General features: G+C 68.5%; 15 protein-coding genes and 3 pseudogenes. 10 read left to right on the top strand and 8 right to left on the bottom strand.

What is annotated here, in order from left to right:
* Positions 1 to 11: 11 nt before the first annotated feature.
* Positions 12 to 908 carry a LysR family transcriptional regulator gene (locus ACZ4N4_RS28015; protein ID WP_467593589.1) on the bottom strand — a complete coding sequence of 299 codons (897 nt, stop codon included), beginning with the start codon at positions 906 to 908 and terminating at the stop codon, positions 12 to 14.
* Positions 909 to 1,008: 100 nt separating this feature from the next.
* Here ACZ4N4_RS28015 and ACZ4N4_RS28010 point away from each other — a divergent pair, with 100 nt between their 5' ends.
* Positions 1,009 to 1,374 carry a YybH family protein gene (locus tag ACZ4N4_RS28010; RefSeq protein WP_467593586.1) on the top strand — a complete coding sequence of 122 codons (366 nt, stop codon included), beginning with the start codon at positions 1,009 to 1,011 and terminating at the stop codon, positions 1,372 to 1,374.
* A gap of 747 nt (positions 1,375 to 2,121) precedes the next feature.
* Here the strand turns inward: ACZ4N4_RS28010 and ACZ4N4_RS28005 are convergent.
* The 3 genes and pseudogenes from ACZ4N4_RS28005 to ACZ4N4_RS27995 all read right to left on the bottom strand — a co-directional run bounded on the left by ACZ4N4_RS28005 (position 2,122) and on the right by ACZ4N4_RS27995 (position 3,242).
* Positions 2,122 to 2,350 (bottom strand): annotated as a pseudogene (locus ACZ4N4_RS28005) (DUF4235 domain-containing protein).
* Between the two features lie 41 nt (positions 2,351 to 2,391).
* On the bottom strand, positions 2,392 to 2,874 hold the full coding sequence (locus tag ACZ4N4_RS28000; RefSeq protein WP_467593583.1) for a DUF3618 domain-containing protein: 483 nt from the start codon (positions 2,872 to 2,874) through the stop codon (positions 2,392 to 2,394).
* Positions 2,871 to 3,242 carry a phage holin family protein gene (locus ACZ4N4_RS27995; protein ID WP_467594323.1) on the bottom strand — a complete coding sequence of 124 codons (372 nt, stop codon included), beginning with the start codon at positions 3,240 to 3,242 and terminating at the stop codon, positions 2,871 to 2,873. The genes ACZ4N4_RS28000 and ACZ4N4_RS27995 overlap by 4 nt, the downstream gene beginning before the upstream one ends.
* A 476-nt stretch (positions 3,243 to 3,718) precedes the next feature.
* On the opposite strand from ACZ4N4_RS27995, the gene ACZ4N4_RS27990 reads away from it, so the two are divergent.
* From ACZ4N4_RS27990 to ACZ4N4_RS27980, 3 genes and pseudogenes are all read left to right on the top strand, one after another.
* Positions 3,719 to 4,708 (top strand): magnesium and cobalt transport protein CorA, encoded by a 990-nt coding sequence (locus ACZ4N4_RS27990; RefSeq protein WP_467593580.1) that lies wholly within the window; start codon positions 3,719 to 3,721, stop codon positions 4,706 to 4,708.
* Between the two features lie 1,016 nt (positions 4,709 to 5,724).
* On the top strand, positions 5,725 to 6,891 hold the full coding sequence (locus tag ACZ4N4_RS27985; RefSeq protein WP_467593577.1) for an FUSC family protein: 1,167 nt from the start codon (positions 5,725 to 5,727) through the stop codon (positions 6,889 to 6,891).
* Between the two features lie 126 nt (positions 6,892 to 7,017).
* Positions 7,018 to 7,143 (top strand): annotated as a pseudogene (locus ACZ4N4_RS27980) (phosphate signaling complex protein PhoU); the annotation flags it as partial.
* Between the two features lie 52 nt (positions 7,144 to 7,195).
* Here ACZ4N4_RS27980 and ACZ4N4_RS27975 read toward each other — a convergent pair.
* The gene (locus tag ACZ4N4_RS27975; RefSeq protein WP_467593573.1) at positions 7,196 to 7,501 is read right to left on the bottom strand and encodes an ANTAR domain-containing protein; all 306 of its coding nucleotides are present in this window, start codon (positions 7,499 to 7,501) and stop codon (positions 7,196 to 7,198) included.
* Positions 7,502 to 7,967: 466 nt separating this feature from the next.
* Between ACZ4N4_RS27975 and ACZ4N4_RS27970 the strand changes: the two genes are divergently transcribed.
* Positions 7,968 to 8,768: an NAD-dependent epimerase/dehydratase family protein gene (locus ACZ4N4_RS27970; RefSeq protein ID WP_467593571.1), complete on the top strand. Its 801-nt coding sequence runs from the start codon at positions 7,968 to 7,970 to the stop codon at positions 8,766 to 8,768.
* Between the two features lie 179 nt (positions 8,769 to 8,947).
* On the top strand, positions 8,948 to 9,361 hold the full coding sequence (locus ACZ4N4_RS27965; RefSeq protein WP_467593566.1) for a YrdB family protein: 414 nt from the start codon (positions 8,948 to 8,950) through the stop codon (positions 9,359 to 9,361).
* Between the two features lie 276 nt (positions 9,362 to 9,637).
* On the opposite strand, the gene ACZ4N4_RS27960 is transcribed toward ACZ4N4_RS27965, so the two are convergent.
* The gene (locus tag ACZ4N4_RS27960) at positions 9,638 to 9,997 is read right to left on the bottom strand and encodes a hypothetical protein (RefSeq protein ID WP_467593562.1); all 360 of its coding nucleotides are present in this window, start codon (positions 9,995 to 9,997) and stop codon (positions 9,638 to 9,640) included.
* A gap of 61 nt (positions 9,998 to 10,058) precedes the next feature.
* On the opposite strand from ACZ4N4_RS27960, the pseudogene ACZ4N4_RS27955 reads away from it, so the two are divergent.
* Positions 10,059 to 10,877 (top strand): annotated as a pseudogene (locus ACZ4N4_RS27955) (IS5 family transposase).
* Here the strand turns inward: ACZ4N4_RS27955 and ACZ4N4_RS27950 are convergent.
* A complete protein-coding gene (locus ACZ4N4_RS27950; protein ID WP_467593557.1) occupies positions 10,869 to 11,441 on the bottom strand; it encodes a hypothetical protein in 573 nt (190 codons plus the stop codon). The pseudogene ACZ4N4_RS27955 and the gene ACZ4N4_RS27950 sit on opposite strands and share 9 nt — an antisense overlap.
* Positions 11,442 to 11,497: 56 nt before the next feature.
* Between ACZ4N4_RS27950 and ACZ4N4_RS27945 the strand changes: the two genes are divergently transcribed.
* Positions 11,498 to 11,713, top strand: a complete 216-nt coding sequence (locus ACZ4N4_RS27945) for a transposase (RefSeq protein ID WP_467594321.1) — start codon at positions 11,498 to 11,500, stop codon at positions 11,711 to 11,713.
* 169 nt (positions 11,714 to 11,882) lie between these two features.
* On the opposite strand, the gene ACZ4N4_RS27940 is transcribed toward ACZ4N4_RS27945, so the two are convergent.
* Complete coding sequence (locus tag ACZ4N4_RS27940; protein ID WP_467593552.1) at positions 11,883 to 12,752, bottom strand: helix-turn-helix domain-containing protein; 870 nt, start codon at positions 12,750 to 12,752, stop codon at positions 11,883 to 11,885.
* Between the two features lie 452 nt (positions 12,753 to 13,204).
* Here ACZ4N4_RS27940 and ACZ4N4_RS27935 point away from each other — a divergent pair, with 452 nt between their 5' ends.
* Together ACZ4N4_RS27935 and ACZ4N4_RS27930 are read left to right on the top strand one after the other, a co-directional pair.
* On the top strand, positions 13,205 to 17,374 hold the full coding sequence (locus ACZ4N4_RS27935; protein ID WP_467593549.1) for a SpoIIE family protein phosphatase: 4,170 nt from the start codon (positions 13,205 to 13,207) through the stop codon (positions 17,372 to 17,374).
* Entirely contained in the window at positions 17,374 to 17,685 is a 312-nt protein-coding gene (locus ACZ4N4_RS27930) for an STAS domain-containing protein (protein ID WP_467593546.1), read from the top strand. Before ACZ4N4_RS27935 ends, ACZ4N4_RS27930 begins: the two co-directional genes overlap by 1 nt.
* Positions 17,686 to 17,697 lie beyond the last annotated feature (12 nt).

Here is a 17,697-nt window from a genome sequence, read left to right as displayed (position 1 = left end):
GCGCCACCGCTTCAGGCACCTACTTCACCACCAGACCCGAATGCTTGCCGGCTGTGCACGAGCAACTCGCGCACCGCGGGGCTGTGCGTGCTCTTCCAGATCAGAGCTAGCACGGCGGGTGCTTCGACATCGTCGATGATGCGGGTGGTGAGCAAGTCGCGATAGCTCGCGGCCATTGAGTCGCTGAGGACGGCGACGGCGAGTCCGCGTGCGGCGAGGTGGGCAATGGCCTTCGCTGCGCTGGCTTGCAGCGCGATCGCAGGTCGGAGGCTCTGTGCGGCGCAGGCACGGTCGAACACTGTGCGCAGACCCGTGCCAGGTGGCATGCACACGATCGGGTGGGTGACCACGTCGCGCAGGGTGACCCGCCGCAGTTTCACCAAGGGGTGCTCAGCGGGAACTCCTACGACGAGTCGCTCGCTGATGACGGTCATCGCGTCCAGTCCATCGGGAGCGGCCGTTGCGGTCCCGACGAGAGCCAGGTCGATGGTGCCGGCCCGCGCCCTCTCGACAAGCCGGTCGGAGCTGTCCTCCAGCAGCGAGATCTCCACACCAGGATGCGCCCGGTGGAATGCGGCGAGAGCTTCGAACAACGGTGTGACGGTGCAGCCGATGACCATCCCGACCGCGAGCCGACCCCTGATCAGGTCGGTCACCTCACTCACTGCCTGGCCGACCGCCCCAGCCGCGGCGAGCGTGGCGCGGGCGTGTTCGAGCGCGGCCTTCCCCGCAACAGTAAGGGTGACGATGCGCGCCGACCGGTCAAACAGCTCGGCACCCAGTTCGCGTTCCAGCTGGCGGATCTGGGCGCTGACGCCGGACTGACTGATGTGCACCCGCGCGGCTGCCCGAGTGAAGTTCCGCTCTTCCGCGACCGCCACGAAATATTCCAGCTGCCTCAGATCCATGACTATGGATTCTAGTTCCCAGTAGATCTATCTGTTGGACTTCTGATCAGGGGGCGACCACGCTGGGAAAGCACTGAAGTCCGGACGTCAGGAGGAACCCGTGCCGGGATACGAGAAGGCCATGCGGCCCGAAGACATCACCCGCTTGTTCATCGAACGATCCAATGCCGGTGACGCGGCTGGGGTCGCCGCCCTCTACGAAGAGGATGCGGTGATGGCCTATCCGCCCGGCGATCTGACGGTGGGCCGAGAGGCGATCCGGGTGCTCTGGGAGAAGGTGCTGGTCAATCGCCCCCGCTTCGAACCCGAACAACCGCTGCCGACGCTGATCAGCGGCGATATCGCTCTCACCTCGACCCCGCCGAAGGACGGGGCCGGCGCCCGGGCACAGGTCGTCCGGCGCCAGTCCGACGGAAGCTGGTTGCGTCTGCTCGACCAGCCTGAATTCGCCCCACCCACCCGCTGAACCCCCGTCCACCGTCCCGGCGGAGGGGCCGTCCCACGAGACCACCCAAGATCCTGCGGCGGTAAAGTCGAGTACAAGCGTGGTGTCGACGCCGGTGCCATCAACCAGGTCCTGTTCTACCTGGCGTAGCTGATGGGCCATCGCGCCGAGTTCGAGCACCTGGCGGCTCCAGGAAGCACCGCGCCGCGACCCGTTGTGACGTCGGGAAACGAACAGTCGACCCGAGAGCATCTTGAGCGCGACAGCCTCAGAGGTTAAAAGACAAGCTCAGATCCCCTGTCTTGTCGCGGTAGTCCTCGCCGAAGGGGTGCGATCGGCCGCGGTGGGCCCCACCCCCATTGCTGGTTGACGGCGCCCCAACCGCCGCTTCAGCTCTGCGGGTTGCTCCCTATCCGTCGTCACTCCGGCGGGTCGACCGTGTTTGGAGCTGCTGCCAGCAGCGATAGACGTGCTGTTCAGCGTCTCGCACCGCGGAACGGGCGGCGTCGTTGTCCGGTGCGGCCTTGTCGGCGCGGGGTACGGTGCGACGGAGCGGCGGGCGGGCAGCGTGGGCGACGCGTCCTCGGCTGTCCTGGCGGAGGACGGCGGCCCGGGCGACCAGGATCGTGGCAATGACTGCTGCGGCTGTCAGCGCGGTAGCCGCGTGCTGATCGGACATGGCAGTGAGGGGCTCCGTTCGGGTGCTGGACGGGAGATGGGAAGGCCGGCATCCGGTGTAGTACCGGCCTTCCCACCTCTTTATGCATGTCAACCGGGCCAGGTAGCGGTCGGGCCACGGGTGGCGGTGGCACCGGCGCGGTCGACGGCCGCCTTGACTGCGGCGAAGATCGCGCCCTGCAGGGCGGCGGCTGGCAGCCCTCACGCCAGGAGCGCTCTTCGTCGGTGGGTCCGGGGCGTCTTCGACGTGGCCGAGCATCTTCCACGTCTGCTTGCACACCGCTCCTGCGGCTGGGCCGCTGACGGCGCCGAGCGCCAAGCCGGCCGTCTAGTAGACGATCTTGGGTACCTTCAGCCGGCTCAACCCTTCCGGCGGCGGCAGGCCAGCCACACGACGACGGCTACGCCAGCTGTCGCCAGCAGCAGGTTGCGGTTCTCCCGCGCCAGCTGCGATCCCTGGGCCGTCCTCTGCTGCACCGGTTCAGGTGCCTTCTCCTCCCACAGGTGAGCCGCCTGGGCTGCCTTCGCCCGGGCCTGTTCGGCCGCCCGGGCGGCTTTGTCCTTGACCGGGTCGGGCAGCCTGTCCTGCGCGTGGTGCGTCATGTCGGCGGCCTTCGCCTTGAGTTCCTCGGCCTTGACCGCGGCGTGCTCCTTCAGCTCGCCCGCCTTCGCGGCAACCTGTTCCTTGACCTCTGCGGCCTTCTCCTGGGCGCGTGCCTTGACGTCGGTCCTGGCCGCGAGCGCCTCGACCGTCTCGCCGAGTTCGGTCCGAGTCTGCTCGACCTGCTCGCGCAGTTCCTCCGGGCTGGAGGCGGTGGGCTCGTCGTGCGGGGGCTGGGTCATCGCTGTGCACTCTCCTTGATCTCGGCCACATCGGCCTTGACACTGTCGATGGTCCGCTCAGGGGCGGGCGGGGCGGCCTGGCTGACCTCCTTCTTGCCTGTCATCGCCAACACCGCGGCGATCACTCCCAGCACGGCGGTGACGATCAGTGCCGCGGTCCAGACCGGCAGGGGCACCGCCAGAGCCGCGATCACGGTAGCCACCAGCGCCTGCAGCATCAGGAACCCGGCCACCCCGGCTCCACCGAACAGGCCACCGCCCTTGCCGTACCGCTTGCCCTTCTCCTTCATCTCCGCCTGCGCCAAGCGCAGTTCGCCGCGCACCAGCTGGGTCAGCTGCTGCGAGGCCCGCTGGACCAGCTCGCTCACCGGCTCCTGACCGGTCTCCCGATCGCCTCCGGTGACATGCGGCTGCGTGCCCGAGGACACAGCGATCACCTCCCGCCCTTCTCGATCCCGGCCGGGCCGCTCACCGCGTCCCGGCCCTCACGAGCGCGCGAGTACCCCGAACAGACCAGATCAGGAGCCGCCGACGAGATTCCCGCCCGATGTCTTCACCACGGCAGCCCGCTGCGCAGACGGTGGCGGAGCAGCAAGGGTGGGGCGGCGCGGGTGAGCCAGGCGCTGGCCAGGCCGTTGAGCCCTCCGGTAGGGACGTCGCTGGGGTAGTGGGCGCAGGCCTGCACCTGCTCGGCGGCCGCCATCACCGCGCACCCCGCGCACACCGCGCCGGCCAGCCGAAACGCGAAGCCGGCTCCTGGTGCCCGGGCGCCGGACGGCTCACGGCGGCGGACCGTTTGGACTCTGGGGGCATGAAACGCGGTGGCGGAAGCATCCGAAAGAGCATGGAGTGTGTGATCTACCAGGAGCAGACGGGTGAGTGCGAGCAGATCGACTGTGAGCAGGGGGAGGCAGGAGGTGAGCTCATCCTGGACCGTTTGGAGGGGCTGAAGCCGGATGAGTTCGCCTGGATCCGCATGGATGAACCCCGCCAGGAGGAGCTGCAGCGGCTGGGTGAGCACCTGAAGCTGCATCCCCTGGCCGTCGAGGACGCGGTCCAGGCCCATCAGCGGCCGAAGCAGGAGCGCTATGGCGACGTGCTGGCGGTCGCGGTGAAGACGCTGTGGTTCGTCGAGCAGAGCGCCGACGTGGAAACCGGCGAAGTGATGATCTTCCTCGGTCCGTCCTTCGCGCTGACCGTACGGCACGGTGCGAACGACCCGACGGCAGAGGCTGCGGGCCGGCTCGCGCAGCAGCCGGAGATGTCACGGCTCGGGCCGGTCAGCGTGCTGCACGCGGTGACCGATGTGATCGTGGACGCCTACGCCGAGTCCGCCGCCCAGGTACGCACGGACCTGACGGAGCTGGAGCGGTGCGTGTTCTCGCCTGCCCGCGATGACCTGACCGAGCAGATCTACTCGCTCAAACGTGAAGTGGTGGAGTTCCGCGACGCCGTCGGGCCGTTGCTCCCGGTCATGCAGCCTTTCAGTACGGCGCGGGACGACTGGCCGCGGCAGGTCATACCGTACTTCCGTGACGTCACCGACCACCTCACCCGTACCGACACAGAAGTCCGCGCCCTGGACGACCTGCTTGCCTCCGTCCTGGACGCACATCTCGCGAAGGTGGGCACCTGGCAGAACGACGACATGCGCCGCATCAGCGCGTGGGCGGCCATCTTCGCCATCCCCACCATGGTCGCCGGGATCTACGGCATGAACTTCTCGCACATGCCCGAACTGGACTGGCGCTACGGCTACCCGTGTGCGCTCGCCGTGATGGCCCTGGGCTCCGGCCTGCTGTACCGGGCCTTCCGTCGCAACGGCTGGCTGTGACAGAGACCGGCGCTCGGGGCCCGACGCTGCCGTCTCGGGAGAGCTGCCAACGGTGCACGAAGGCGGCTGCCTGGGAGTGAGTCCGTCCGATCCGTTGCCAAGTGGCCGGCAGCCGCCGAGCCCGCAGCAGCTCCGGCAACCCAGTAGAGGGGTCTCCGCTGACCACCCGCCGGAAGCGGGCCACCATCATCAGGTCATCGACGCTCTCTCGCACGAACCCGTCGCCGTGAGTCTGTGTCCGGTGAAAGCAGGAGCCAGCACCACCCGGGATGATCATGCATGTTCTTGCGGAGATCGCCTGTCGCTGTACTGGCATACGCCCGTGTCGTAGAAGTCCGCTCCGCGCTCGCGGAAGTTGCCCGATCGACAGCGTGGGTCCGCGGCCTGGTCGAATCTTGGGCGTGCCCTCGCCGAGGTGACGGTCGTCGTACTGCAAGCCAGCCAGGTTGGAGGATATACGTCCTGGTCTCGTGGCCTCTGCCCCATGGCCTGGTCTGGTGCCACAGGAGACGGACCGCTCGTCACTGCCTCTACCTGCCGCATCGGCAGATCCTTCTCCAGCGAGCGGAAAGGGAGCCGTCCCGCGCCACCCGCCAGGTCGGCACCTGCGAGTGGATGGTTGTGGCCACGCCGTCCTAGCCGACGCAATGACTCCCCGGCCCGGAGCCGACGCCAGGGACGTTCGAGTGCCGCCGCCTGATGTGCCTTTCGCGGCCAGTGGCGACGCGGTTCCTTGGCGGGGCCGATCAGCTCCAACCGCTGCTTACCTGCCGTGGTACAGCCCGTAGATGTGACGCGCTGCTGGCTTTCCGCCTCGTCGAGTTCACGTGGGGCTGACCGGAGTCGGGGCGGCGGCGCCGGACGTCGGCCGGACTGCCGCTGCCGAAGGCATCCGACGGGCGAATCGTGAGGGTGCGACGGACGGCCGCGTTGCCTGCCGTGTGTGCTCGCCTGATGTCCGTGACGGTGCCCACAAAGAGCGCATGCAGGGTGCCTGGTGTGGCACTGGTCGTGTCATGAAATGGATGGGCTGGGCGGCATGGGCGGTTCGGCGTCAAGGTGGAGCCGCTGTGAAGGCGGTGCGGCGCGCCTGGACGGAACCGGGCCGCGAACGCGATCTGGCGGTGCAGGCCGGCAAGGCGGCGCTGGCCGCCTGTCTGGCGTGGGCGGTGGCCGGGTGGTGGCTACAGGCGCCGGTGGCGTTCGTGGCTCCCTGGGTGGCGGTCGTACTGGTGGAGTCGACGGTGTACCGGTCGCTCGCGCACGGCCTACAGCAGTTGGCGGCTATCACGGTGGGCACGGTGGTGGCGACGCTGGCCACAGTGGTACTGGACAGCACGATGGTCGCCATGGCGGTGGTGCTTCCGGCGGTGCTGTTGCTGGCGCAGTGGCGCCGCCTGGGCAGCCAGGGCATCTATGCGGCCACCGGCGCCCTGTTCGTCCTTACCAGCGGACAGGTCACGCTGGTCACCTCGGGAGCGCGCATCGCGGAGGCGGTTTTCGGCGCGCTCGTCGGCATCACGGTCAACGCGGTCATCCGGCCCCCTGTGTATCTGCGCGACACCCGTGCCGCGCTCCAGGACGCCGGCCGGGAAGCGCAGGAGATCCTCTCCGCGGTGTCCGAGGGGCTGGCCCAGGGAGAGTGGGACGACCACGTGGCCGAAGACTGGCATGAGCGCGCGCTGCGCCTGGGACGCCTGGTCGAGCAGGCCCGCTCCTCGATCGGCTGGAGCCGCGAGAGCATGCGGGGCAACCATCGCGGTCGGGGCCCGCGTGCCGTGCCCCTGCCCGGCAGGACGTACGACGACGCACTGGCCGTACTGGACCATGCCGCCGTGCACATCGCAGGCGTGACCCGCACCGTGCTGGAGACCGCCCGGCACCGCGACGACGCAACCCGCGCTGGTCTGGGTATCACCGGTCTCTACGCCGACTTCCTGCAACGGGCGGGCCGGGCGATCGCTCTCTACGGCCAGACTCGGTTCGCGGAAACGGACACCGAGCCGGGGGCCCCGGGAAGCCTGTACGAGGCTGCTGAGGAACTGCGTCAAAGTCTCGACGAGCTCCACCGGAGACTGCCCGGCACCGTACAGGACGACCCCGGCACTCTGGCGACGCACGGCGCGCTGTTGGTCCACGCCCGCCGCCTGGCCGAGCAGGTCGCCCAGAGGCGACAGCGATGAGGGCGACATCGCAATCGCCGAGCCTCCCACGTGCCTCGGCCTGTCAGATGCCCGGTCCAGGGCGGACAAACAGACAGAAGGGTGACCGGCCGGGTCGCACAGCACGCGTACGTCTACCTGGGGCTTGTCACGGTGCTCGGCCGCTGTCACGAACGCTTCGCCGACCACGCCGTCTCCATCGCCCGCCGCGCGGTCTACCTCGTCACCGGCGAGCAGGCTGACGCCTTAGCCGCGCCGCCCCCAACACCGTGACCACCCGGCGCCCGGCTGCCCGGGCGCCGGCGGGGTGTGAGACGTGCGCCCATCAGGAGGAGCGTACGTTGGTCATGGCTTGTTCCAGCGCTTTGTGAAGGGCATCGGGTAGTGGTCCGCCGCCCGGCCAGTTCACGATCAGCGCGGCCACTTTCCGGAGCTTGGTGTTGGTGTGCTGGGAGACTGTCCGCAGCACCTCGAACCCCTGCTCCGGGGAGAGTTCGCCCAGGGAGATGACCACGCCGATGGCCTGGTCGATGACCGCGTGCGAGGCGATCGCCTCGTGCAGCTGGTCGACCTCCTCCTGCAATTGAGCCATCTGCTTGGCGAGGTCCGCCCGCCGGACCAGATCCGGCATGTCTCCGGGTACGGGACGCCCGTTTCCCGAGTACTCCATCGTGATCACAACTCCGGGGGTTCTTCCCTGCCCGGGCAGGCGCCACCGCCAGGGCAAATACATGCAGGACGACAATCATTTACCCCCTAAGCCGCAGGTCATCAAGTTGCGCCCAGGCAGCTCGTAGTGACCCTCGCCACTGCACTGAACGGCCTGCGCTGGTCACGCTCGCTCCGGGCAGACCACACAGCAGCCGGCAGCCGCGCGACGGATCGCGATGCGGTGGGCGAGGCCGGGCGCGGCGTAAGGCATCGTGCGGGGCCCTCGCGTCGGGCAGCATCGCGTCCCGTCCGGCCGGCCACCAGTCCCGGCTGGTGCTCGGTTCGGTGACCCGCCGCCGGTCGGCTCCGGAGCCGATCCTGAATTGGGTGGACCATGTGCCGGGCGGCTGTGAGAGTTGCCGAAGTCGACAAGGAGGGGAAGAAGGATGGGCTGTGGCGTACTGGCGATAACGGGAGCGGCGGGGAACATCGGTTCCGTCGTGCGGGAGGCATTGCGCGGTGAGGCAGCGCGGCTGATCCTGGTCGATCGCGTGCCCATGTATGCAGAGGCCGAGAATGAGGAAGTGCACACCATCGACCTGCGGGATGCGGCTGCCGTGGAGTCGGCTCTGGCGGGCGCCGACCGCGTCCTCCACCTTGGTGGTGTGCCGGACGAGGCGCCTCTTCCAGACCTGCTCGAGGCCAATGTGCTCGGTACCCACCACGTCCTGGAGGCGGCACGCCGAACAGGCATCAAGCGCGTGGTCCTGGCCAGCAGCAACCGGGTGACCGGCTTCTACCCCACAGGGCATCTCACAGCTCCGCACGAGCCGGTGCGCCCCGACGGCCTGTACGGGGTGAGCAAGGTGGCTGTCGAGGCACTCGGGCAGCTGTATGCGGATAAGTTCGGTCTGTCTGTGATCTGCCTCCGTATCGGCAGCTTCGAGCAAGTGCCCACCGAACCCCGGCATCTCGCGACCTGGCTGAGCCCACGGGACGCCGTGGGCTACATCCGGGCCGCACTGACCGCTCCGCCGAGCACCCGCTTCGCCACGGTGTACGCCGTATCCGCCAACGCCCGCCGCTTCTGGGAACTGGCCGAGCCGGCGGTACTGGCCTACGTCCCCGTCGACGACGCCGAACTCCATGCCGGGGACCTGGGAACACACCTTCCGGCCGATCTTGCGGCACCCCAAGCCGGCCCCTACGCCCTGCCCGAGTACACCCTGGACCACCTCAGGCCCTGATCCTCGGACCCAATGTCGCGCACAGGCGCACTCGCCTTCCCTGAGGAACGAAGAGCGTGGGCAAATGCTTCAGGGCTATGACCGCGGTTTTCTGACGGGCTTCAGCGTTTAGCGCCGGGGCCACGCCCGGTCTCCCGACCTGCCGAGAGGTCTTCATGCCAACACCGTACGAACCACCCATGGGCGTGCTGGATGAGCGACGTTGGTACGCCGCCAACGAACTTCTGGCATTCTTGCTCGAGCTCGCTGCCCTGGTGTGCCTGAGCTGGTGGGGTTTCACCGTCGGTGACAACGAAGCCCTTCATATCGTGCTGGGAGCAGGGACTCCGTGCGCAGCGATCGTGTTGTGGTCGCTCTTCGCTGCGCCGAAGGCGCGACTGCGACCACCGCTGACGTTCGTACTCACTGTCAAGGCGGTGGTACTGGGTGGCGGAGCCGCTGCCCTTTACGGAACCAGGCATCCCGTCCTCGCCGTAGTCATGGCGGTTGTCGTGGTGGCGAACACGGCGGTTGCGGAGGTGTTTCGCCGTAGACCGGCCACCTCGCGCGCAGCACGTGCAGCCGCAGCTGTCTCACCGACGTCTGACGGCTGATGCACTGATCTGACGCTGCGGGTGGTCTTCAACCGGCTCGGTGAAGACCACCCGCAGCATCCGGACTGCGGACAGTGCCGTGTCAGAGGGAGGGCTCGCTGCCGCTGCCATACCCGGGGTGCGTGTTGTTGAAATGCCGTGTTCCGTGCAGCGATCGCAGGGTGCCGTCACGCAGGTCGTTCCCGCGGAGCACCTGCAGCAGGCCAATGCGTTACTCAGACGTCGTTCCTATGGTGGGTTCAACCGACGCGCCCCATGGAGCTGATGCGTGGTGTGTCACCGTCGGTCGGTGACGTAGAACTCCATCCACTCGACTCCTGGGACGGTGAAGCGTGAGCCGATGTCCACCGAGGCGACTCCGTCGAACTCACCATCGGACCCTGGGGCTCCAAGAGCCCAGGGCGTCGCGATCCGCCACGCGCTCCGAAGGACGGTGAGGAGCGCGGCGTCTGGGCTGACCGACTCAAGTGGTGAAAATAGGCGCACCTCGGCAAGCTCGGGGTACTTCCAGTACCGTTCGTAGGTCTCGATCTGCATGGTCCTCTCCAGCCGAGCCGTAAGCCGGTCGACTACGCGCTCGGCCCCGCGACGGTCATTGGCGTGTACATGGCAACGCCACTGGATCGTCTCGAACATACAGAGACCATAGGCGCATTGGGCATCGTTTCTTTTGGCGTGGTCGTTCGTTGAACCGTGCATGACGGATCTGGTGGAGCGTCTGGTGCCGGACGAGTTGTGGGTGCGGTTTCGGCGGGTGGTGCCGCCAACGGAGGTGCTACGTCCGCAGGGCGGGGGCCGGTGACCGCGAGGCACTGGCCGCGATCATCTTCGTGGCCACCTCGGGCTGCACCTGGCGGCAGCTCCCACTAGTGTTCGGTCCAAGCTGGCAGAAGGTATACCGACGGTTCGCTCAATGGAGCCGGGCCCGCGTTTGGGCAAGGCTCCACCGCGTCGTCCTCGACGAACTCGGCGCCCGCGGCGAGCTAGACTGGTCGCGGTGCGCGATCGACTCCGTCAGCCTGAGGGCCGCCAAAGGGGGCCACTGACCGGACCGAATCCGACCGACCGCGGCAGGCTGGGATCGAAGATCCACCTGATCACGGACCGGAACGGCCTCCCGCTGTCGCTGGGCATCTCGGCTGCCAACATGCACGATAGCCAGGGCCTTGAGCCGCTCGTGCGTGGCATCCCGCCCATTCGTTCTCCCCACGGGCCCCGTCGCCGCCCGGCGAAGCTGCACGCCGACAAGGGCTACGACTACGACCACCTGCGCCGATGGCTCCGCAAGCGCGGCATCCGCCACCGCATCGCCCGCAAGGGGATCGAGTCCTCGCAGCGGCTCGGCCGCCACCGATGAGTTGTTGAGAGGACCGTGTCCTGGCTCGCCGGGTGCCGCCGACTCCACCGCCGCTACGAACGCAAGGCAGAACACTTCCTCGCCTTCACCGGCATAGCCACAACCCTCATCTGCCACCGCCGACTCGTCCATACGGACGGGCAGAACCAGTCAGTCTGAGGCTCCGACACTGCTGACCCAGACACCGAAGGGCCTGATCTCCGGCTCGGTCTTGGTCTGCTCCGAGAGGCTCTGCGCGTCGTCCAAGTCCGAGCAGGCGACGAAGCCTGGCTCGCTGTCGGCCAGAAATCCCTCGACGACCGGACCGAGGTCGTCGGAAGCCACGTAGGCACCACTGAACGGCAACGCATCCGGGGGCACGGAACCGGTCGAGCACCGAAGCTGTCCTGCCTGTTTGTCGTGCCACACGTAGAACGTCGCCACCTCAGAGAAGCCCAGATCGCGAATGCGTTCCCGGATGGCGGCAGCAGTCCGCTCGAAGGCGGCCACCACCTCGGCGACGGACAACGAACTCCTGTCCTCGTCAGCCGCACCCAGCGACCACGTGTTGGTCTCCCACTCCACCCGCCGGTCAGCCGGCTCCAGCACCAGAGGCTCGTCCGCCACCTCAGCGATCCACATCAACAGCACCACAACAGTATCCCTGCACAGCTCCACCGAGAACCGGCAAAAGAAACGATGTGTAAGCTGCACCAGCGCCTGCCCCGGCTCGTCGAACGCCATGCCCCGCAGCTGCTCATACCGGTGGACATCGGCCCGGACACTGCCGTCACTCTCTCATCACAACGGGAGACAACCCAGAGCGGCTGAACACCGAGGCGTCCTTCGCCGCTCTGTGGGGGGTCAGTCCCATCGAGTACTCCTCCGGCCGGCGCAGCTTGCGCCGGCTCAACCATGGCGGCGACCGTCAGGCCAACACTGCCCTGCACCGCATCGCCGTCACCCGGCTGTGCCACGAACCACCCTGGTTCTCCGTGACAGTGACAGGGCCTTGATGGGCGTCTTCGGTGAACTGGACCTCTGCACGGGCGCCGCACTGTGCACCGCTCTCACCGATTGCCCGACGAAGTCTGTCAGCGGCTCCTCACTCCAGCCACCGGGCCGCCTCCGCAGCGTTCGGATCCTGAGCTGGACAAACGCTCACCGGAGCGGCGCGAACTGTACTCAGGGTCGGATGGCCGCGTCGATGTACACCTGGGTGACGTCGGTGATGAAGGCGGGAGTGGCGGCGGGGTCGAGAGCCTGTGCCTGTAGGTGGTCGTACATCATGCTGTAGTGCCGTACGTCGGAGTGTTTCTCCAGATAGAGGTCGCTGGTGAACCGTTCCAGGTAGACCACTGCGTCGGGGGTGTCGGTGAATTTCAGGATGGAGAACCGTCCTGACATGCCCGGGTGGGCACCCGCGCTGTAGGGGAGGATCTGCACGGTGATGTGCGGCTCGGCGCCGAGTCCGTTCAGGTGTTCCAGTTGTTCGCGCATGATGTCGGGACTGCCGACGACGCGGCGCAGTACCGATTCGTCCAGGACGACCCACAGGCGCAGCGGGGAGGCCGGGTTGTAGATCCGGTGCTGCCGGCGCAGCCGCACCTTGAGGTGCGTGGCGGCCTGTTCGGCCATGAGCTGGGGGAGCGTTTCCTCGATGACCGCGTGGGCGTAGGCGGGGGTCTGCAGCAGCCCGGGGATCATCATGGGCTCGTACGTGTAGAGGGAGGCGGCGTCCGTCTCCAGGGCGATATACGTGCTTTGGGGGATGTCGCCGTAGGCCTGCCACCAGCCCTGCTGCCCGGATTCCTTGGCCATCTGCATCAGAGCGTCGATGACCTGCTGGTCTTTCACTCCGTAGAGTGCGCACAGGTCGCGCACATCGCGGGGCCTGATAGCGCGGTTGCCGTTCTCCAGGTGGCTGATCTTCGGCTGGGAGACCATGAGACGCTCGGCCACTTCTGTGCTCTTCAGCCCACTGGCCTTGCGGAGCCGGCGGAGCTCGGCTCCCAGGCGGCGCCTTCTGAGGGTGGGGTTGTTGTTCGCCGCCACGAGCGGGTGTACCTCCGGCTCCAAGTCATCGTGCTGGACCGCAGATTGCCATGGGACAAGACCTGTTGATCGTGTGCCGTGCCGTCGTGTCGTGGGGCAGCCGAAACGGAATCTTCCCTTTGTAATTTGCCTCGCGGCAGGAACCGTCAGGCGGCGCACACCCATGGCAGTCCTCGTCGCCCTGCTCAGGCAGCCGCACGGGCGGCCAAGTCACACCCCTCGGCTGGATTATCCTATGGATCGCGACTGCGAACCTGTGCTCGCAGTCGCCTGGGCGGAACCATGGTCGAACTGGAGAGGCCGTCAGTCGTGCGGGGGGCCTGCTGGGGCTCTTGCACGCGGGGCGATGGTTCCGGGCAGAGGGCGGGCATCGCCGGGCGCGCTGCGGGCACTCGCGCGGATTTCTGCGCGGTGGTTTCAGGGGTGGGTCGGCATGAGTGGAAGGGTGTCGCGTGGCGCGTTCGGACGACGCTGGACACAGGCCGCCGACGGTGGCCGACGGCAATGTGTTCGCCGCCGACCGCGAGGTCGGCAGGGACCTCGCCGAGGTGGACTGGGCGGCCACGCCCCTCGGTCCGCCGCAGGAATGGCCGCAGAGCCTGCGGACGGCGGTCAGCATCCTGCTGTCCTCCAGGTTTCCCATGTGGATGGCCTGGGGCGAGCAACTGACCTTCTTCTGCAACGCCGCCTACCGGCGGGACACGCTGGGCCGGAAGTACCCGTGGGCGCTCGGACGTCCCGCGAACCAGGTGTGGGCGGAGATCTGGCACGACATCGGCCCACGTATCGACGCCGTGCTCAGCACCGGTGAGGCCACCTGGGACGAGGGGCTGCTGCTGTTCCTGGAGCGGTCCGGCTACAGCGAGGAGACGTACCACACGTTCTCCTACAGCCCTCTGCGGGACGACGCCGGTGCCGTGGTCGGCATGCTCTGCGTGGTCAGCGAGGACACCGAACGGGTGATCGGCGAGCGGCGGATGACCACGTTGCGGGACCTGGGCTCGGACCCGAGCGTGATCCGTACCGAGCAGGAGGTGCTGGCCTTCGTCGACCGGCAGTTGAAGCGCAATCGGAAGGACCTGCCCTTCACCCTGACCTATCTCTTCGACGAGAAGAACGCCCGGTTGGCTGGGACGACCGGCATTCGAGCCGGTCACCCGGCCGTCCCGGCACTCCTCCCGGCCGACGACCCGGACGGCGTGTGGCCCGCCGCGGCTCTGGCCAGAGGTGAGACGGCGGTCGTGCTGCTCGACGGCGACGCCTTCACCGGTCTGCCCTGCGGGGACTGGCCCGAACCGCCCGTACAGGCACTCGTGGTCCCGCTCCTGCAGCAGGGCAGCGCGCCGTACGGTTTCCTGGTGGTGGGCCTGAACCGCTACCGGGTCCTGGACCAGGGTTACCGGGGTTTCATCGAGCTGACCGCGGGACACATCGCGTCCGGTGTCGGCAGCGCCCGGAACTACGAGGCGCAGCAGCGGCGGGCGGAGGAACTGGCCGAACTGGACCGGGCCAAGACCGCCTTCTTCTCCAACGTCAGCCATGAGTTCCGGACGCCGCTGACCCTGATCATGGGGCCTGTCGAGGAGCTGCGGGTCCGGCTCGCCGGCGCCGACGAGCAGGTGCGCCAGGAGCTCGACGTCATCCAGCGCAACGGGCTGCGGCTGGGCAAGCTGGTCAACACGCTGCTGGACTTCTCCCGTATCGAGGCCGGGCGCATGCAGGCTCGTTACGAGCCGGTCGACCTGGGTGTCGTGACCGCCGAGCTGGCCAGCGTCTTCCGTTCGGCCGTCGAGAAGGCCGGCCTCGCCTTCCAGGTGGAGTGCCCGTCGCTGGACGAGCCGGTCTACGTCGACCGCGGCATGTGGGAGAAGGTGGTGCTCAACCTGCTGAGCAACGCGCTGAAGTTCACCTTCGACGGTGCGATCCGGGTGAGCGTGCGAGGCGCGGGCGCGCACGCCGTGGTCACGGTCGCCGATACCGGCATCGGTGTGCCGGAGGCGGAGATGCCCCGGCTGTTCGAGCGGTTCCACCGAATCGAGAACGCCCGCTCCCGCTCGAACGAGGGCAGCGGCATCGGGCTGGCCCTGGTGCAGGAGCTCGTCGCTCTGCACGGCGGCGTGATCACTGCCGAGAGCACCGAGGGAACAGGCACCGCCTTCACCATTCGGCTGCCGTTCGGGACCGGTCATCTGCCCGCCGGGGCCGTGGTGTCCGCGGCGGGCAGCGCCGCTGCTTCCAGCACCGCTGACCCCTACCTCCAGGAGGCCATGCGCTGGCTGCCCGAGCACGGTACCGGCGGGACGGCCGGCGGCAGGCTGGATCGTGACGCGGGGGGCGCCGCCCCGCAGAGTCCGGGGCCCGCGGTCCACGCCCGGGTGCTGGTGGCCGACGACAACGCCGACATGCGCGAGTACCTTACGCGCCTTCTGGCCGGGGCGGGCTACGACGTCACCGTCGTCGCCGACGGGGCGGAAGCGCTCCGGTCCGCCCGCCGTGATGCCCCCGACCTCGTCGTCAGCGATGTGATGATGCCCCGGCTGGACGGGCTGGAACTGGTGGCGAGGCTGCGCGGTGACGCGCGCACGGCCTCGGTGCCCGTGCTGCTGCTGTCGGCCCGGGCAGGACACGAAGCGTCCATCGAGGGCTTGCAGGCGGGCGCCGACGACTACCTGGTCAAGCCGTTCGTCGCCGCCGAGCTTCTGGCGCGGGTGCGCGCGAACGTCGAACTGGCCCGGCTGCGCAACCATCATGCCCGCTGGCGGACGGCTCTCATCGACTCCCTGCAGGAGGCGTTCTTCGTCTGCGACGAGGCCGGGGCGGTCGTGGAGATCAATGCCGCGTTCACCGACATTCTCGGCTACGGACCGGAGGGTCTGCCCTACGCTCCCATCCATCCCTGGTGGCCGGACGCCGCCGCCGATGCCGAGGCGCACGGGAAGGTCGGCGACGCGTTCGCCGACCTGCTCGAAAGGTCCCAGGGCTCCTACACGATTCCGGTGACCCACCGAGACGGCCACCGATTGTGGGTGACCGCCACCTACAACAAGGCCGAGGACCCTGACACCGGGCGCCGGGTCACCGTCGGCACGTTCCGGGACGTCACCGCCGAGCACTATGCCATCCAGCGCGAAACGGCGCTGGCCGCGCTGAGTACCTCCCTGTCCCGGGCCGTCAGTCTGCCCGAGGCGTTGTCCGGTGCCCTTGCCGAACTGAGGGGCCTGTGGCGGGCGCGCAGTGTGGTGGCCGCCGTCTTCGGCCGGCACGACGCGCCCGAGCTGACGGCCACGGACGCGGACCTGCGGTGGGAGGATCTGCCCCCGGAGCGCCGTGATGCGCTCGCCGGCCTGCGCGGCCGAGCACCGCTCGCGCCGGTCTCCGAGCACACCGGAGCCGGTGTGCTGCTGGAGCACCCCGACGGCCCGCTCGCTCTGTGGATCGATCTGGGCGAACACCGGCCCTTCACTCCGGAGGACCGGCTGCTGCTGTCGCTGCTGGCCGGACACCTGGCCCAGGGACTGGTGCGGGCACACCAGATCGACCAGCAGCGCGAGACCGCGATCGCGCTGCAACGCGCCATCCTCGGCCCGGACCGGCTCCCCGACGGCTTCGCTGTCCGCTACGAGCCCGCCACCCGCCCGCTGGAGGTGGGAGGTGACTGGTACGACACGGTCATCCTGCCGGACGGGCGGATCGGCATCGTCGTCGGCGACTGCGTAGGCCGGGGCCTGGAAGCCGCCAGCGTGATGGGGCAGCTGCGCAGCGCCTGCCGCGCGCTGATGCTGCAGAATCCCAGCCCCTCCGGGACGTTGATGGCACTCGACCAGTTCGCCGTGGGCGTGCCCGGTGGTTCGTGCACCACTGTCTTCTGCGGTGTCCTCGACCCCGGCACAGGCCGGCTGACGTACTCCAGCGCCGGGCACCCGCCGGGCATCATCGCGTACCCCGACGGCACCACCCGGCTGCTGGTCGAGGGACGATCTCTGCCCCTGGCCGTACGCCCCGGAAGGCAACGCCCGGACGGTGAGTGCGTCCTGCCCGCACGGGCCACCCTGCTGCTGTACACCGACGGGCTCGTCGAACGCCGCCGGCGCCCGCTCAGCGTCGGAATCGACCAGGCGAGCGACGTCGTGCAGGAGTGCCGCAACGTGCCCGTCGACGACCTCGCCACGGAGGTGATGTCGCGGCTCGCACCGGCTGGAGGCTATGACGACGACGTAGCCCTGCTGCTGTATCGCCATCCGGCGCCGCTGGAGATGTCGTTCCCGGCCGAGTCCTCCCAACTCGCGCCGGTGCGAAAGGCGTTGCGTAGCTGGCTCGCCCAGTGCGAGCTGCCCCCGAACACCGTGCAGAACGTTCTCGTCGCCGCCGGGGAGGCCTGCGCCAACGCCATCGAGCACGGCCACCGGCACGCCCCGGGGCAGGCCGTGAGGCTGCGCGCCGAGGCCCTCGTCGACAACCTGCACCTGACAGTCGCCGACAGCGGCCAGTGGAAGGTCCCTCAGCCCGAGCTCAACGCCCACCGTGGCCGCGGCGTGGCGCTCATGAGGGCCATGATGCAGCAGGTCACCATCACCCCGGGCCCGTCCGGCACCATCGTCGACATGCAGATGAGGATCGCCTGATGACCACCCCCCTCTCTCTCACTCCCGGTCGGAGTGCGGACGGTACTCCCCGGCTCGCGGTCAACGGCGAGATCGACATGAGTAATGCAGGCTCCCTGGCCGATGCCCTCGCCGCCAGCTCTGGGCCGCTCGTCCTGGACCTGACCGCGGTGGAGTACCTCGACAGCGCCGGACTGAGCGTGCTCTTCGCCCACGCCGACCGGCTGGAGCTCATCACCACTCCGCTGCTGGAACCCGTCCTCGCCGTATCGGGCCTCGCCAGTCTGACCACCGTCCACGAAGTGGGCCCTGACGAGGCGCCGCCGCAGTGACCCGTGGAAAGA

It is taken from the genome of Streptomyces sp. NPDC026538 (genome assembly GCF_055567535.1).
The sequence above is the reverse complement of the archived record's forward strand: the minus strand, read 5'-3'. Positions and strand labels throughout refer to the sequence as shown.

Excerpts from the sequence above, each read along its gene's own strand:
- ACZ4N4_RS28015 (WP_467593589.1), bottom strand. The coding sequence starts at position 908 with ATGGATCTGAGGCAGCTGGAATATTTCGTGGCGGTCGCGGAAGAGCGG.
- ACZ4N4_RS28000 (WP_467593583.1), bottom strand. The coding sequence starts at position 2,874 with ATGACCCAGCCCCCGCACGACGAGCCCACCGCCTCCAGCCCGGAGGAA.
- ACZ4N4_RS27990 (WP_467593580.1), top strand. The coding sequence starts at position 3,719 with ATGGAGTGTGTGATCTACCAGGAGCAGACGGGTGAGTGCGAGCAGATC.
- ACZ4N4_RS27985 (WP_467593577.1), top strand. The coding sequence starts at position 5,725 with ATGAAATGGATGGGCTGGGCGGCATGGGCGGTTCGGCGTCAAGGTGGA.
- ACZ4N4_RS27975 (WP_467593573.1), bottom strand. The coding sequence starts at position 7,501 with ATGCCGGATCTGGTCCGGCGGGCGGACCTCGCCAAGCAGATGGCTCAA.
- ACZ4N4_RS27970 (WP_467593571.1), top strand. The coding sequence starts at position 7,968 with ATGGGCTGTGGCGTACTGGCGATAACGGGAGCGGCGGGGAACATCGGT.
- ACZ4N4_RS27965 (WP_467593566.1), top strand. The coding sequence starts at position 8,948 with ATGGGCGTGCTGGATGAGCGACGTTGGTACGCCGCCAACGAACTTCTG.
- ACZ4N4_RS27960 (WP_467593562.1), bottom strand. The coding sequence starts at position 9,997 with ATGTTCGAGACGATCCAGTGGCGTTGCCATGTACACGCCAATGACCGT.
- ACZ4N4_RS27950 (WP_467593557.1), bottom strand. The coding sequence starts at position 11,441 with ATGGCGTTCGACGAGCCGGGGCAGGCGCTGGTGCAGCTTACACATCGT.
- ACZ4N4_RS27930 (WP_467593546.1), top strand. The coding sequence starts at position 17,374 with ATGACCACCCCCCTCTCTCTCACTCCCGGTCGGAGTGCGGACGGTACT.